At 36.6% G+C, this 16,898-nt stretch carries 14 protein-coding genes; 12 read left to right on the plus strand and 2 right to left on the minus strand.

Going from position 1 to position 16,898, the window contains the following annotated elements; all coding sequences use genetic code 11:
* Positions 1-26 precede the first annotated feature (26 nt).
* Positions 27-1,466 carry a potassium/proton antiporter gene (locus GMD78_RS09620; RefSeq protein ID WP_155668611.1) on the minus strand — a complete coding sequence of 480 codons (1,440 nt, stop codon included), beginning with the start codon at positions 1,464-1,466 and terminating at the stop codon, positions 27-29.
* A 192-nt stretch (positions 1,467-1,658) separates the two neighbouring features.
* Between GMD78_RS09620 and GMD78_RS09625 the strand changes: the two genes are divergently transcribed.
* The 7 genes from GMD78_RS09625 to GMD78_RS09655 all read left to right on the plus strand — a co-directional run bounded on the left by GMD78_RS09625 (position 1,659) and on the right by GMD78_RS09655 (position 11,042).
* On the plus strand, positions 1,659-3,578 hold the full coding sequence (locus GMD78_RS09625; RefSeq protein WP_155668612.1) for an ATP-dependent DNA helicase: 1,920 nt from the start codon (positions 1,659-1,661) through the stop codon (positions 3,576-3,578).
* A gap of 126 nt (positions 3,579-3,704) precedes the next feature.
* On the plus strand, positions 3,705-4,532 hold the full coding sequence (glcT, locus tag GMD78_RS09630; RefSeq protein WP_155668613.1) for a glucose PTS transporter transcription antiterminator GlcT: 828 nt from the start codon (positions 3,705-3,707) through the stop codon (positions 4,530-4,532).
* Between the two features lie 214 nt (positions 4,533-4,746).
* Positions 4,747-6,687 (plus strand): glucose-specific PTS transporter subunit IIBC, encoded by a 1,941-nt coding sequence (ptsG, locus tag GMD78_RS09635; protein ID WP_155668614.1) that lies wholly within the window; start codon positions 4,747-4,749, stop codon positions 6,685-6,687.
* A 130-nt stretch (positions 6,688-6,817) separates the two neighbouring features.
* The gene (locus tag GMD78_RS09640; RefSeq protein ID WP_343042229.1) at positions 6,818-8,038 is read left to right on the plus strand and encodes an MFS transporter; all 1,221 of its coding nucleotides are present in this window, start codon (positions 6,818-6,820) and stop codon (positions 8,036-8,038) included.
* Positions 8,039-8,158: 120 nt separating this feature from the next.
* The gene (gene desA, locus GMD78_RS09645) at positions 8,159-9,208 is read left to right on the plus strand and encodes a Delta(5) desaturase DesA (protein ID WP_155668615.1); all 1,050 of its coding nucleotides are present in this window, start codon (positions 8,159-8,161) and stop codon (positions 9,206-9,208) included.
* A 101-nt stretch (positions 9,209-9,309) separates the two neighbouring features.
* Complete coding sequence (locus GMD78_RS09650; RefSeq protein ID WP_155668616.1) at positions 9,310-10,446, plus strand: sensor histidine kinase; 1,137 nt, start codon at positions 9,310-9,312, stop codon at positions 10,444-10,446.
* A complete protein-coding gene (locus GMD78_RS09655; RefSeq protein ID WP_343042230.1) occupies positions 10,443-11,042 on the plus strand; it encodes a response regulator in 600 nt (199 codons plus the stop codon). The genes GMD78_RS09650 and GMD78_RS09655 overlap by 4 nt, the downstream gene beginning before the upstream one ends.
* A gap of 573 nt (positions 11,043-11,615) precedes the next feature.
* Here GMD78_RS09655 and GMD78_RS09660 read toward each other — a convergent pair.
* The gene (locus GMD78_RS09660; RefSeq protein WP_155668617.1) at positions 11,616-12,242 is read right to left on the minus strand and encodes an NUDIX hydrolase; all 627 of its coding nucleotides are present in this window, start codon (positions 12,240-12,242) and stop codon (positions 11,616-11,618) included.
* A 164-nt stretch (positions 12,243-12,406) separates the two neighbouring features.
* On the opposite strand from GMD78_RS09660, the gene GMD78_RS09665 reads away from it, so the two are divergent.
* The 5 genes from GMD78_RS09665 to GMD78_RS09685 all read left to right on the plus strand — a co-directional run bounded on the left by GMD78_RS09665 (position 12,407) and on the right by GMD78_RS09685 (position 16,894).
* A complete protein-coding gene (locus GMD78_RS09665; protein ID WP_155668618.1) occupies positions 12,407-12,919 on the plus strand; it encodes a DUF3231 family protein in 513 nt (170 codons plus the stop codon).
* Between the two features lie 287 nt (positions 12,920-13,206).
* Complete coding sequence (locus GMD78_RS09670; RefSeq protein WP_155668619.1) at positions 13,207-14,325, plus strand: carbohydrate kinase; 1,119 nt, start codon at positions 13,207-13,209, stop codon at positions 14,323-14,325.
* Positions 14,322-15,242, plus strand: a complete 921-nt coding sequence (locus GMD78_RS09675) for a pseudouridine-5'-phosphate glycosidase (RefSeq protein ID WP_343042231.1) — start codon at positions 14,322-14,324, stop codon at positions 15,240-15,242. The genes GMD78_RS09670 and GMD78_RS09675 overlap by 4 nt, the downstream gene beginning before the upstream one ends.
* Positions 15,243-15,335: 93 nt before the next feature.
* Positions 15,336-15,938 carry an NAD(P)H:quinone oxidoreductase gene (gene wrbA, locus GMD78_RS09680; RefSeq protein WP_155668620.1) on the plus strand — a complete coding sequence of 201 codons (603 nt, stop codon included), beginning with the start codon at positions 15,336-15,338 and terminating at the stop codon, positions 15,936-15,938.
* Positions 15,939-16,105: 167 nt separating this feature from the next.
* Positions 16,106-16,894, plus strand: a complete 789-nt coding sequence (locus tag GMD78_RS09685) for an ion transporter (RefSeq protein WP_155668621.1) — start codon at positions 16,106-16,108, stop codon at positions 16,892-16,894.
* Positions 16,895-16,898 lie beyond the last annotated feature (4 nt).

A 16,898-nucleotide genomic window follows, 5' to 3' on the forward strand; every position in this document is an offset into this window, starting at 1 on the left:
ACAAGTGACAGGCACCGACAAATGATCTATCCTAATAATACTTTTTTTGCTTCTTCCCGATGTTCCTTGTCGCTTAGGACGAATACGGTGTCTCCGTGTTTGATAATGGAGTTTCCGGTAGGGGTTAATAGCTTTTTCCTACGGGTAATACCAATAATCAATGTGTGTTCAGGTAACTCTAGATCTGAAAGCGGAACACCAACGGCAGCGTTTTTCTTCGTTAAGGTTAGTCTCATGATTTCCGATTCAGTTGTCCCCAAGTGAATTAATTCTAAGCTAGGAGTCGCTGCATCTTCTTCATTAATGGTAAGTCCAAGCTTCGTTGCGAGCCAAGATAACGTACTTCCTTGAACCAATGCCGAAAATAATACAACGAAAAATACAGCATTAAAAATTAAGTCGCTGTTTTCCACTCCTGCTAATACCGGATAGGTTGCTAATACGATTGGTACTGCACCCTTTAACCCAGCCCAAGAAATGAATAATCTCTCTTTATTGTTATATTTCATAAACAGCATGCTGATAAAAATTGCAACTGGCCTAGCAATAAACATTAAAATAATTGCCAACAAAATTCCTTGCCATATCACATCTACTAACTCATTTGGGAAAACCAAAAACCCTAGTAAAGTAAACATGACAATTTGCATCATCCATGCAAAACCTTCATTGAAACGAATAATAGTAAATCGATAGGTTAAATCACTATTTCCTACAAATACCGCCATTACATATACAGCAAGTAACCCACTACCGCCAAGAGTATCCGTAAAGGCATAAGTGAATACAGCAGCCCCCATTGCTAGAACAGGATATAGACCAGACGTATCTAATTTGATATGATTAATGACAGTTACGGTAAACTTACCGAGAAGCAGTCCAAATGCTAGGCCCAGCCCCATTTGAACAAAAAAGCTTCCAACTGCAACCCAGATCGAACTATCAGGGATTTGAATCAATTCGATTAGTGCAACCGTTAAGAAAACTGCCATCGGATCATTAGATCCTGATTCTGCTTCCAATGTAGCTGTTAAACGTTTATTAAAATTTTTACTTCCTAATACGGAGAACACAGCAGCTGCATCCGTTGAACCAACAATAGCTCCAAAGAGCATTCCCTCTAATAGACTAAAGTCGAATATGTACACGGCAGCTAACCCGGTCAATGTACTAGTTAATAACACCCCAACCGTTGCTAACACACTTGCAGCACCGATAACTGGTCGGATATGGTCCCATTTGGTTTGTGTACCTCCATCAAATAAGATAATGATCAAGGCCATGATCCCAATGAGCTGTGTTAGTTCAACATTATCAAAGTAAAAGTATCTATTTAGTAGCATGCCTCCTAGAAGGAACAATACAAGTGCAGGAAGACCAAGGCGAGTCGAAAATTTCGTTGCTAACACACCAGTTAACAACATAATTGCAAATAAAAACAGCAATGATCCAATTGGTATAGCCAAATAGAACAACCTCTCTAAAGAGCATAAAAATGCATTATTACCTATATTTTAACTTTAATTTTCAAAAAAATAAATGATGATGAATGCAACTTTGATATAACTATAATAGTCAGATGGTTTAAATAAATGACAGGTGAGTTACAATTAAGTATAATGGCATGGCTAAATGTTAGATTTGAGAAGGAGTTTTATATGAGGAAAACCAACGCACTACCATTTACTGTATCCAAAACGGAAAATTTCTTTGATCGACTAGGTGATTATGTCGGTGATGTATTTTATGATATTTTGCCGGAAAAAGGGTACGAATTACGAGATGAACAAATTTATATGGCGTTTCAACTAGAGCAAGCCTTTAAAAATAAACGGACAATCTTTGCTGAAGCAGGAGTAGGAACAGGGAAAACATTTGTTTATTTACTCTATGCAATTTGCTACGCTCGGTACAAAGGGCGCCCGGCGATTATTTCATGTGCTGATGAAACACTCATTGAACAGCTTGTGAAAAAAGATGGCGATATTGAAAAACTTGAAAAAGCGTTAGGACTAAGCGTAGATGTACGATTAGCAAAAGCACGAGAAAATTATGTTTGTGCCCGGAAATTAGACGCACTCATCGATCAAACAGAAAATGAGGATATTATACGTGTTCATGATCAGATTCCAGACTTTGTTTTTGACCAAGGTACATCAAGAAAATCATTTGAACGGTACGGAGATCGAAAAGAATATCCTTGGGTTTCCGATAAAACATGGGAGAAGATTGCTTGGGACCCATTACAGCAGTGTTCCACTTGTGAATGGCGTCATCGAAGTGGTCAAACATTAAATCGTGACTATTACAGACATGCAACTGACCTTATTATTTGCTCACATGATTTTTATATGGAGCATGTTTGGACGAAGGATTCCAGGAAACGGGAAGGGCAAATACCATTGCTGCCTGAGGCGAGTACAGTTGTTTTTGATGAAGGTCATTTATTAGAATTTGCTGCACAAAAAGGACTGACATATCGGTTTAATTCGGAAACATTAGAAAAAGTACTTACTGGCTATATGGGTCAAGATGTTAGAGAAGAATCTTTGCTACTTATAGAAGATATTCTAGTATTACATGATAAATGGTTTGAGCTACTAATTAATGCTTCATCTGATGTAGAAGGGTCCAATCGAAAAGAAGTTGTCCAGTCTGAAGAAATACTAGAATTTGTTGAAAGATTATATCACAAAGTAGAGCAGTTGCTGGATCAACTTGTATTTGATTCGGAGATGTTTACTATGGATGACTATCACATTAAAATCATTGAAGAATACTTAGAATTCTTTTTTCATGGTTTATCCATATTCCGTAAAAGCAATGAAGGAATTTTCTGGTTAGAAGAAAATGAAACAACAACCTCCCTTGTTATGATGCCAAGACTAGTAGAAGATGTGTTGAAAAAAGAAGTGTTTTCAAATGATATACCATTTGTTTTTTCATCAGCAACATTATCTCAAAACGGTGACTTTTCTTATATAGCTTCCAGTTTAGGAATTGAGAAATATGATTCCTTTACCGTTTCTTCTCCATTTAATTATAAGGAAAATACGAAGATTTTTGGACATTTCGATTCTGCTAATAAATGGGAGTCTATTGGGAAGCAATTAATTGAAAATAACGGGAAGTCACTAGTGCTATTTAACTCTGCAAATGAAATGAGCCAGTTTAAGGAATGGTCAAAGAATCAAGCATGGGCATTTGAATTGTTATTTGAGGGTGATCGAGAAATAAGTGAAATGGTGAAAAAATTCCAGGTAGATGAAACAGCTGTTTTATGTGCTTATCATTTATGGGAAGGATTAGATGTTCCAGGCGAGGCGCTGACACAAGTCATTATTTCCTCGCTCCCGTTTCCACCTAAAGATCCTGTTTTCCAGGCAAAGCGTAAACATACGGAAAACCCTGATGAACAGGTAGACATTCCATATATGTTACTACGGTTAAGACAAGGGGTAGGCCGCTTAATTCGTACACATGAAGATCATGGTTTGATTCACATGTATATGACGGAGGAAGAGAGAGACAGATATATTAATAAGGTAACAGCAGTTTTACCTGTTGCAATCACTTGATGAGGGATGAAGGAATGGAACGAAGGTTTTTGACCAACAATTATGGCAAAAACCTTCGTTTTCTAAGATTTCGACATTCCTTTTAATAGTTGCTATACTGATAGGTAGCCATTAGAAAGGGAGATAATGATGGAAGTAAAAAAGGTTCTAAATAACAATGTCGTTATCACAATAGATCCCTCTCAAAAAGAAGTAATTTTGATCGGAAAAGGTATTGGTTTTAACAAAAAAGCAGGTCAAATGATTAATCCCGATACAGCTGAAAAAGTATTTCGTTTAGAGGATGAGAAGGAACAAGATAAATATAAACAGTTACTTCCGCATTTAGATGAAGATTTTATCGTTTTTATGCATGATGTTCTTAGTCATATTCAACAAGAAATGGGTAAGATCGTTAATGAGCATATACACATAGGGCTAACAGATCACATTGCTTTTGCCATTAAACGGGCGAGGGAAGGCATCTTCATTAAAAATCCTTTTTTAGTAGAAACGGAAGCGCTGTATCACCGAGAATATATGGTTGCTAGGGATATTGTTAATATGATTGAAGAATATAGTGGGGTTAATCTTCCAGAAGGGGAAACTGGACTGATCGCCTTACATATTCACAGCTCAGTTACCGATAGAAATCTTAGTGAAATTAATCAGTACTCTAAATTAGTTTTTCATTTAGTGAAGATGATCGAGGATGGCCTTGAGATTCAATTAGAACGTGATAGTATTAACTATTATCGTTTAGTTCAGCATATACGACATGCTATTGAACGAGTGAACAGTGGGAATTACACGAAGGACCAAGAAATTTTAGCAAATGTATTGAAAAAGGAATATCCTTTATGCTATAATCTTGCTTGGAAAATCGTTAAGGTCATGCAGAAAACCTTACAAAAACCAGTAGATGAATCAGAAGTCGTTTATTTAACGATTCATTTACAGCGGTTAATGGATTAATAATCGAATCATACATTTTTCTTTACGTGTAACTGATTAAATTCAGGCATGAGTGAAGAAGATTTACGTTTCAATAACGGGATCAGTCTATCCTTGTTTTGAGGCGGAGTCTTTTTTACTCATGCCTTTTTTGGTTTTTAGGAAATTAGTTTACTGGTTTTTTGGGAAGCTTAACCTTAACAATACATTTTAATTTTTATAGGAGGAAAACATCATGTTTAAAAAAGCTTTTGGCTTACTACAACGGGTTGGTAAAGCATTAATGCTTCCAGTGTCCGTTTTACCAGCAGCTGGTTTGTTGCTTGGAATTGGGCATGAAAATGTACTAGATATTCCTATTATGGCGCAAGCTGGTGGAATTGTTTTTGATAATTTACCTTTATTATTTGCCATTGGTGTTGCGATTGGCCTTTCTGATGGTGATGGAGTGGCTGGTTTGGCTGCTGTTATTGGATTACTAGTTATGAATGTCACACTCGGAATCATGGCTGAGGCCAGAGGTGTAGAAACTATAGAGATGCTAGGAATTACAACCCTGCAAATGGGTGTATTTGGCGGTATCATAATGGGTATTGTGGCATCTATATTATATAAACGGTTTTATAATATACAGTTACCGCAGTTCTTAGGATTTTTTGCTGGTAAACGCTTTGTTCCTATTATTACAGCTGCAACTGCTGTATTACTTGGAATCTTATTCTTTTTCGTATGGCCACCAATTCAAAATGTTATTGATTGGTTCTCTGTACTAGCAACTGAAACAGGCTCAACCATCGCTGCTTTTATCTTTGGTTTTGGACAGCGTATCTTAATTCCGTTTGGATTACACCATATTTTCTATCAACCGTTCTGGTATGAATTCGGAACGTTTGTGAATGACGCGGGAAATGTTGTACGAGGAGATATGACTCGATACTTCGCTGGAGATCCAGAAGCAGGAACATTTATGGCTGGTTTATTCCCATTCATGTTATTTGGATTACCGGCAGCAGCACTAGCGATTTATCATGAAGCAAAACCAGAAAATAAGAAAAAAATTGCTGGGATCATGGCGTCTGCGGCATTAACATCTTTTTTAACTGGTATTACAGAACCGATTGAATTCGCATTCTTATTTGTTGCACCTGTATTATTTGTGATTCATGCTGTTTTTGCAGGTTTCTCATTTGTAATTATGGACCTACTAAACGTTAAAGCAGGGTTCACTTTCTCAGGTGGATTTATTGACTATGTATTGTATTGGGGATTATCTACAAATGCATGGTTAGTTATTCCAGTTGGTATTGGGTTCGCATTCCTTTACTACTTCGGATTCCGTTTTGCAATTCGCAAATTCAACTTAAAAACACCGGGGCGTGAAGATGATGAGGATTTTGAACTTGGTGAAGGTCAAGAAGCTGGAGATCTTCCTTATGAAGTATTAGAAAGTCTTGGTGGAAAAGAAAATATTACTCACTTGGATGCATGTATTACTCGTTTACGAGTGTCTGTTAATGATAAAAACAATGTAGATAAAAATCGCTTGAAAAAACTCGGAGCTTCTGGAGTAATGGAAGTAGGTAATAACATTCAAGCAATTTTCGGACCGCAATCTGACTCTATAAAAGGACAGATTCAAGATATTATCAGTGGTAAAACACCAAGAGCATCTAAAGAACAACCAAAACAAGAAGACGTAACAGTAGATGAAAATGCAGAATTCAATCTAGTTAGCCCAATCAAGGGTAAGCTTCTTCCAATTACAGAAGTACCTGACCAAGTATTCTCTGGAAAAATGATGGGGGATGGCTTTGCCATTGAACCAATGGATGACACGATCGTATCTCCAGTAGATGGAAAAGTAATCAACGTATTCCCTACGAAACATGCACTTGGTATTCAGTCTGATTCTGGCCGTGAGATCTTAATTCACTTTGGTATTGATACAGTGAAACTAAAGGGTGAAGGCTTTGAATCTTTTGTCCAAGAAGGCGATGAAATTAAGGCAGGACAAAAACTAATGAAGGTTGACTTAGACTTTATTAAGGAAAATGTACCTTCCATTATTACACCAATAGTATTTACAAACCTTCAAGAAGGGGAAGCGGTTAAACTTCTTAAAGAAGGAGAAATTACACAAAACGAACAAAATATCGTATCAATCGTTAAGAATTAACTTTTAATCAGGAAAATCCAACATTCTCAGCTAAGGGATGTTGGATTTTTTCTTTTAATTCAAAAATTTTAAGTTATAATGAATCTACAACATAGATTTACCCAGAGTCTAAAAGAAACTGGTGTAAAAAGTGAGTGTATTTAAGAACAAATCATTTACCTTTATTTGGATTGGAAATGCTACCTCTGAATTAGGAGGAGCTTTTGGAACCTTTTGTAATTCCCTATTGATTTATGAATTAACCGGTTCAAAACTGGCTTTAGGTAGTATGTGGTTATTATATTTTATACCATCTCTCGTACTTCAGTTAGTTATTGGGCCCTATATCGATAAATGGAGTAGGAAATGGGTGATGATCATTGCGCTATGGAGCAGGGGATTTATCTTTCTCATTCCATTAATTGCATATGTAAGTGGTGGACTAGTATCTTGGCATATTTATGCTGTACAACTTGTTATTGGATTGATAACACCACTGTATGTACCTGCTAATCAAGCCATTTTACCTACCATTGTTACGCAAAAACAGTTAATGCAAGCAAATGCCTATGTTGATGGAACAGTCCGTTTAATGACATTTATGGCACCTATAACCGCAGGAGTAGTTATTGAGTACATAGGTATTCATGTAACGCTAATTCTCGTTTGCTTTCTTCTGTTAACAAGCGGGGCTCTTTTGTTATTTATTAAAGAAAATAGAGTTCAACTAAATATTCGAAAAAAATGGGTAGAGCAATTTACGGAGGGAATGCGTTACTTTTTCAAGCAGCGTACAATTGTATGGCTAGGGATATTTCTTGCTTTTGTTCAATTTGGTGTCGGTGTTACAATGGTGATCAATTTACCTTACATAACGGAAGAGTTAGGTGAAAACTATGCCATGTACGGTTACTTTATGGCTGGCTTTCCTCTTGGCTATGTCATAGGTACGGTTCTAGTTGGAAAAATATCGTTTTCTAGTAGAAGGGTATTAATGTTGGGAGCCTTAATTATTGGAGGGCTTACCTATATAAATTTAGGTGTTACCCACTCCATCATATTTGCGTTAATCACAGAAACAATAGCTGGAATTGTTATGGCATTCTTCAATGTACATAATACAACCCTTTGTCAGCAGACAGTTCCCAATCACTTAATGGGTAAAGTTTTTTCCGTTCGCCTACTAATTGTTCGTGGGATGATGCCTCTAGGTGTTTTAGTAGGAGGAGTATTAAGTGAATTATGGGGAGTACGACCGCTATATATTCTGATAGGAAGTGTTATTTGTACTGTATCAATAGCTGGCTTATTACTACCATACTTTACATTTTTGGATGATACAGTAGAAAAGAGTGAATCTGCTGCTTCTTAATTGTAAAAATAATACATGACATTTGTCATGTCCATTTCCTGACGAATGTGACTTAAATCATGAAAAATAATCCTCTATTATAGAGATATTAAATTAGGATCTTTATATTAGGAGGACATTATGAGTAGAAAGAAAACAGCACAATTAAGAAAAAGTGTATCACCATTTGAGAAGTCGGATACAAAGGCAAGTGTATTTCAATTAATAAATACAATTCCACCTTTCTTTCTTCTTTGGTTTCTAGCATATCAAAGTATTTCAGTCTCCATATGGCTTTCTTTGGCTATTTCGGTTATAGCTGCAGGTTTTGTTGTTCGGATTTTTATCATCTTTCATGACTGTACACATATGTCTTTCTTCAAAAATAAGAAAGCAAATCGAATTCTAGGAACGGTTACAGGAATTATCACGCACTTTCCATTCGAAAAATGGAAACGAGATCACGCTATTCACCATGCTACAAGTGGAAATTTGGATAAACGTGGGACAGGTGACGTATGGGTAATGACAGTTGACGAGTACGTGGAAGCCTCCTTTTGGAAAAGATTAGGTTATCGTCTTTACAGAAATCCGTTAGTTATGTTTGGTTTAGGTCCACTTCATTTATTTCTTCTATCTAACCGATTTAACAGAAAGGGTGCTAAAAAGAAGGAACGTTTGAATACGTACCTAATTAATGTATCCATCGTTTTAATCTATGCGCTGTTAATTTGGGTTATCGGGTGGCAAGCCTTCGTACTAGTACAAGCACCAATTCTTTTTGTGGCAGGATTTTTAGGTATTTGGTTGTTCTATGTACAGCATCAATTTGAAGATTCCTACTTTGAAAACGAGGAAGAGTGGGACTATGTAAAAGCAGCCGTAGATGGTAGCTCGTATTATAAGCTTCCCAAAGTATTGGAATGGATTACTGGTAGTATTGGTTACCACCATGTACATCACTTAAGTCCAAGAGTACCAAATTATCATTTGGAAAAAGCTCATGAATCAACACCGCCTTTACAAAAAGCAACAACAATCACTTTAATATCAAGCTTGAAATCTATTCGTTTTCGCTTATATGATGAAGAAAATAAAACATTTATTAGTTTTAAAGAAGTAAAAGAGCTTTTGCATCGTACGAAACCTAACGTACAAATAAAGACAAACCACCCAGCTCAAGGAAAGTAATAGGTAAGAAATTAAACCCTTCAATTAATTGAAGGGTTTGTTCTGCTTTTTGTTATACTAATATAAAGGATATGAGAAAAAATGGAATGGGGGTAAGATAAATGAGGAATTGGTATCATATTTTTCCGAAAAACACGGGACTCAGCTTATATGCTTGGATTATTTTTTGCTTACTCCCTTTCTATTTTATTATTCGATCATCCGACACAGTCGAAATTTTTATTGGAATTATCATGATTATATTATTTTTTGCTGTATACCGTCTTTCTTTTATAAAGAGAGGATGGACAGTTTATGTGTCGATTGGAATTGAGATTGTAATAAACGTTGGTATGACTTTGTATTTTGGTTATGTATACTTTGCACTCTTTTTAGCGTTTTATATTGGAAATGTCCAAAATAAAATAGGGTTTGTTACGCTATATGTTGTTCATTTGGTAACAACGACTACTGCAATTGCTTTTGGATTTTTTATTCAAAGTCAAACATTCTATACACAACTTCCTTTTATTATTATAACTATCATCGGAGTCATTCTCTTGCCATTTAACTTATATAGCAGGAATAAACAAGAGAGATTGGAAGGTCAATTAGAGGATGCGAATAAACGAATATCCCAATTAAGGGTAGTGGAAGAAAGACAGCGAATTGCTAGGGATTTACATGACACCTTAGGACAAAAGCTTTCTCTAATCGGATTAAAGAGTGACCTAGCAAAAAAATTAGTGGAAATTGATGCTGCTAAGGCAAAAAAAGAAATTAGTGATATCCATCAAACTGCTCGAACGGCTTTAAAAGAAGTACGAGAACTAGTCTCGGACATGAAGGGTACGAAACTAAAGGATGAGTTGGAACGAATTAAACAAGTTGTAGAAGCAGCACAGATGAAATATCTTCAAAAGGGTGAGTTAGACCTTTCTAATACGCCTTTATTAGTAGAGAATGTGTTGAGCATGTGTTTAAAGGAAGCTATAACCAATGTAGTTAAGCACAGTAATGCTAACACTTGTCAGGTAGTTTTACGTAATGAACCAGGTGAATTAGTTATTCTTGTTGAAGATAATGGAGTTGGGTTGCTAGAAAATATGGAAGATCTAAACGGACATGGGATTGAGGGAATGAAAGAGCGTTTGGACTTTGTAAATGGTAGCTTACTATTTGATTCATCAACAAATGGAACGAGGTTAACCATTAAGGTGCCTACCGTTATTCAACAGACAGGGGAGGGAGAATCGTGATAAGGATTGTGATTGCAGAGGATCAGGGAATGCTTTTGGGGGCCTTAGGTTCATTGCTAGACTTAGAAGAAGATATGGAAGTCGTTGGAAAAGCAAAGAATGGAGAAGAGGCTTTAACTTTAGTGGAAAAGCATCGACCAGATATTTGTATTATGGATATAGAGATGCCTGTTCGAAGCGGGCTAGAAGCTGCAGAATTATTAAAACATCATCCTTGTAAAGTTATTATTCTTACTACATTTGCTCGAGCGGGGTATTTTGAACGTGCTAGAAAAGCTAATGTTAGCGGTTATCTATTAAAAGATAGTCCAAGTGAAGAATTAGCTAATTCTATTCGTACTATTATGGAAGGTCGTAAAATCTATGCTCCGGAATTAGTTGATTTAGCTTTTCATGAAGAGAATCCTTTGACAGAGAGAGAAGAACAAGTTATTAAATTGATAGCTGAAGGGAAAACCACAAAAGAAATAGCTAGCCAATTATTTTTAACAAATGGCACGGTTCGGAATTATGTTTCTGTGATCCTAGATAAGTTACATGTAAGCAATCGAATTGAGGCAATCTCTAAATTTAAAGAAAAAGGTTGGTTTAAATAAAAAGTAAAGGCTCTCCTATTTAGGAGTACAAAATTAAAAAAGTCTCCATGTTAGTGGAGATTATATATAAACTGCGCGTAACTTGAAATGATAGCTAGTGCATTTATCCCGCTCCGGAAATACACTACGCTTTCACTTCCAGCACAAGGGCGACATCTGTTCAAGCTCCTTCTAGTCGCTTTCACAGTGTCTACTTTGCCGCGGGCGGCTGGTGAGCTTCCTCTTGCTGTCGCACTGTGGGATCTCACCGATGCCTTTCCTCCCGCAGGAGTCTTCGTGTATTTTCTCCGCTAGTATTATACTGTACAGTTAATAGTGAATCTTAACTTTTTTGTTTAGTGATTAGAACGGAGGACAGTCTACTTCTAATAAATGAAGTGCCCATTCTTCACATCCGATTTAACGTTATCAAAACATATATTCTAGGGGATTTATTCTTCTAATAATTGGAACTATCTAAAGTGGATTTTTCGCCTTTTTAACGGAACGAGGATTAACTTGACTGATTTTTTCGATCCTTATTCCGGTATCTATTTTTTCTTGCTTCGCATCTTATACCGATTTTGGGAGCCTTCATTTAATTTCTTTTCTAATTAACTCAAGAAAATGCGTTAATATTTTTGCAGTTAATCCCCAAATAACCTTATCCTCATATTTATAAAATAGCTCATTAATATGTCTTACTTGCCAATTATAATCTTTACCACCGACAATCAATTCAAAAGGAAAGTTTTCCTCCGGTATTACTTGAAAATGTACTTTATACGATTCGGGTGGTGTTTGTAGGAAGAAAGATAACGGTACGGTAAAAACCTCACCCACCTCTGATTCATTTGGTGTTATGATAGTTGGATTGGTAATTTTTCCTACAAAAGGATAAATGATTCTTCCAAAGTCAGAAACAATATAATCAAGTGGAATAATATCTTTAACTGCATTATAGGGAATGCCTAGCTCCTCTGTAGTCTCACGAATTGCACAATCCTGAGGTGTGGAGTCTTTTGGGTCAATTCTTCCCCCTGGAAAGCAAATATCACCTGGCTGACTCCTTAAATTCATTGACCTCACTTCAAATAAGACATGTGTTTTTCCTTCTACTTCAACTAAGGGTAGTAATACAGCTGATTTTTTTAGCTCATCATAGCCTAGGATCGATGGTTTCCTATCTTTTAGTGTATTGATAATTTTAGATATATCCAAAAAAAGCACCTCCGAAAAACAAACTCTTTCATACATTATACATGTCGCGAAGATGTAATAACCAATATTTAAAATAAGAAGTATAAAATAGGGGAATCAAGGGATTCTAATATTGTGTTATTTAGAAAATAGTGGAAGTGCAGAATCAGAATAGGAGGTAAGATATGGGAATTTTAAGTGGAAATCCAACAGAAGAGCCGATGCATTATGGAGAGGTTTATGGTGTATGGTCGGCATTACATGCAAAGAAAGCAATGGTTGTTGGTTATCAGACTCTAAGAAACCATGCTGGTGATCAGGATTTGGTAAAGCTAATTGATGAGGCGATTGATTTAAGTAATCTACAAATGCAAGAGATGGAAACACTGCTAAAAGAAAATGGTGTCGGGCTGCCACCAACTCCCCCCGAACGACCGAAGGCAGACTTAGAAGATATTCCAACTGGTGCACGTGCTATGGATAATGAAATAGCGGCTACTTTATCAGCGGATGTTGCTGCGGGGTTGATAACATGTAGTACTATAATCGGGCAATGTATTCGCGAAGATATAGCAACTATGTTTGGTCAGTTCCATACACAGAAGGCGACATTCGCATCGAAAGTACTTCGTCTGATTAAAGAAAAAGGGTGGCTAGTTCCTCCGCCGCTTCATCAAAATAAAACTGCGGAACAGTAATATTAGCTATGATCTCAAATAACGGGAAATAAGACTCCCACTGATTGACGATTAAATGAAAACCTTGGATCTCGCAACTTGGCGAAGACCAAGGTTTTTAAATTTGCAGATAGGTAAGCATAAATTTTCCTATCCAGCATAGGTGGAACTAAGAAGGCATTCACCATAAAGGCTTGTCGAATGTTAATTTTTTTAACTTTCATTTAGGATTGACCAAAAATGCTTTAAGAGTTAAAATATAAACATAAGTTTAAAATATAAACATAAGTTTAAGGTGGTGATTGTGATTGAAAAAAAGAATAAGTCTCTTGAGCGAGAAGGAACAGACCGTTCTTAAGTTAATCAAAAAGGACCCTTTTATCTCGCAGCAACAGTTAGCTAGTGAGTTGGAGTTGTCTCGACCGTCTATTGCTAATATTATCTCTGGTTTAGTTAAGAAAGGGTATATTAAAGGGAAGGCGTATATCTTGAATGAAGTACAACCAGTTGTTTGTATTGGCGGTGCTAATCTTGATCGTAAATTTTATATAGATGGGGAAACCACGTTAGGTACTTCAAACCCCGTCCATTCTTCGCAAAATGCAGGAGGAGTAGCGCGCAATATTGGGGAAAATCTAGGAAGACTTGGAGAGGAAGTTATACTTCTTACAGCAAGTGGTATGGATGCTGAATGGTCAATAATTGAGAAGGCTTCCAGTTCTTTTATGAACCTAGAATATGTTACGCATTTTACCGGAGAATCAACCGGGTCATATACAGCGGTACTAGATAACTCTGGTGAGCTATTTATTGCCTTAGCTGATATGGATATTTATGACTTAATCAAACCTGAGTTAATTGAACAACATATTCCTCTATTATCCCAGTCCAAATGTTTAATGGTAGATTTAAATTGCCCCAAAGATACACTTGAGTATCTATGTGAATTTGCTAGAGGTAAAGAAATTCCGCTTATTTTTGTGGCTGTATCTTCACCAAAAATGGATCGTCTACCAGAGAATCTCGCTGGTTTAACATGGTTGATTACTAATCGAGATGAGACTAGTAGTTATTTCTCGATGAATATTACAAATAGCAAAGATTTAGAACAAGCGGTGGATAAATGGCTGGAAAAAGGAATCAAAAATGTAGTAATAACTAATGGGAAACATGGTGTTAGTATTGGAAATAAGAATGAAGGCATATTTCATATACCATCAATAGAAGTTAGTAAGGTTGAAGATGTTACTGGTGCAGGTGATGCTTTTTCATCTGCTGCTATACATGCATGGCTTAATGGGAAAAGTTTAACCGAAATTGCTAAAGCGGGTGTGATTAATGCAGCGAAAACACTGCAATCAGCTTATACTGTTAGGCAAGATTTACATGCAGAACAATTATACAAAGACATGGAGGAATTATCGTGAAAAACTATATTGAATTATCCCAAGAGGTGCAAGAGGCAAAAGAACATGGAAAACCGATCGTTGCCTTAGAATCGACTATCATTTCTCATGGGATGCCATATCCTCAAAACGTTAAAACAGCACGTGAAGTAGAGCAAATTGTCCGTGATCATGGTGCAGTACCAGCTACGATTGCAATTATTAATGGAAAAATAAAAATAGGTTTGTCGGATGAAGAGTTAGAATCGTTTGGAAATAGTACAGGTATTGCCAAAGCCTCACGACGCGACCTTCCATATTTATTAGCGACTCAGCAAAAAGGTGCTACCACGGTAGCTGCTACAATGATCTGTGCAGAACTTGCAGATATCAGTATTTTTGTTACAGGAGGTATTGGTGGTGTTCATCGTGGTGCTGAAACAACCATGGATATTTCTGCTGACTTAGAGGAATTAGCGAAAACGAACGTAGCAGTTATTTGTGCTGGTGCTAAATCTATTTTAGATCTTGGTTTAACAATGGAATACTTAGAAACAAAAGGTGTACCTGTTATTGGGTATCAAACCGATAAATTACCAGCATTCTACACGCGTACGAGTGAGTATCCAGTAAACTTTCGCGCGGATTCGGTAGAAACCATTACCACCACACTAAAAGCGAAGTGGGACTTAAATATGACTGGTGGCGCAGTAATTGCTAATCCTATACCAGAAGAATATGCCATGTCTGAAGAGTTTATTTCAAAAGCGATAGAATCTGCACTACAAGAAGCAGAACAAAAGGGGATCTCCGGAAAGGATGCAACACCTTTCTTATTGGGGAAAGTTAAAGAATTAACGGATGGAAAAAGCTTGGATGCAAATATAGCATTGGTTAAAAATAACGCAGTGATTGGCGCAAAAATTGCTGTTGGCTTAACGTTGTTAAACAATCAGTAGAAAAGTTTGAGAATAAATTTATCGTCGCAGGGGAAACTTTTACCATGGATTTCTAGAAATACTTCCGAAATTAAGTAGAAGGGATGGAAAATCATGGCAAATGTAAAATTGACGATTATTTATTATAGTTCATCAGGTACAAACTATCAGTTAGCGAAATGGGCAGAGGAAGGTGCAAAAGAGGTAGGGGCTGAAGTAAAGGTTGTTAAGGTTCCAGAACTTGCACCTGAAGAAGCAATTGCCTCTAATCCAGAATGGAAAGCACATTATGATGCTACAAAAGATGTGCCAGAAGCAACTTCGGATGATATTGAATGGGCTGATGCAATCATCTTCAGTACACCAACTCGTTTCGGGAATGTTGCATCGCAAATGAAACAGTTCCTAGATACACAGGGTGGACTATGGGCATCAGGTAAAACGGTTAACAAAGTTGTCAGTGCGATGACATCTGCCCAAAATCCTCATGGGGGACAAGAAGCAACTATTCTATCTCTGTATACTTCTATGATGCATTGGGGAGCAATCATTGTTCCACCAGGATACACGGATCCAGTATTATTCGGAGCGGGAGGAAACCCGTATGGGACCAGTGTCACCCAGGGACAAGATGGTAAAATGGTAGAAGATGTAGAAGCTGCTGTAAAGCATCAGGCTAAACGTACCGTTGATGTGGCAAGTCGTGTGAAAGGTTAAAATCCATAGAAAAAGGAAGCTAACTGGATTTATCTCTAGTTAGCTTTTTTCTATTTTTAGAAAAATTATAAGCTTTCTTATGCTGCATAAGTGTAATAATATTAATCACAAAGATGACAGAAAAAGAAATAATAAGTAAAATAGATTGGTAAGGAGGAAGGGAAAGTATGACTAACGTAAGAAGAAAATCTGCCCAACTCGCCGAGAATCCTCTATTTACCAATACGATTATCGGTTTAATTATAGTAAATGCAATATTAGTAGGTTTAGAAACATACCCATATTTTATTAATAGATTTCATGATTGGTTTGTCATTATAGATAAACTATTACTTTGGGTATTCACATTCGAAATAATAATTAGAATGATAGGTAGTAAGTCTATAGGATCTTTCTTTAAGGACCCTTGGAGCTTGTTTGATTTTGTAATTGTAGCAAGTGGTCACGTATTAGTCGGCGGTCATTATGTAACGGTACTACGTATACTACGTGTTCTCCGTGTTTTACGTGCGATATCAATCATACCGTCCTTAAGAAAAATGGTTAATGCACTTGTAAAAACCATTCCTTCTATGGGGACCATCATGCTTTTATTAGGTTTATTCTTTTATATTTATGGTGTAATAGGGACGATGATGTTCTCCTCCATCGCACCAGAATATTTTGGAAGTCTTCATGATTCATTGTTAACGTTATTTCAGGTAATAACGTTAGAATCGTGGGCAAGTGGTGTTATGCGTCCGATATTAGCAGCTGATCCATCGTCATGGTGGTTCTTTGTATCCTTTATTCTAGTGGGATCTTTTGTCATTGTTAATTTATTTGTCGGTGTAGTGGTTGGTAATGTAGAAGAAGCAAATAGAGAAGAGACCCCAACACCAACAGATATTAAGCTGGAAGAAGTGCAAAAGGAATTACATGAAATTAAGCAATTACTAAAAAAAGAAAACCAATAAAATA

The organism is Ornithinibacillus caprae (assembly GCF_009728145.1).
Lineage (GTDB): Bacteria > Bacillota > Bacilli > Bacillales > Amphibacillaceae > Ornithinibacillus > Ornithinibacillus caprae.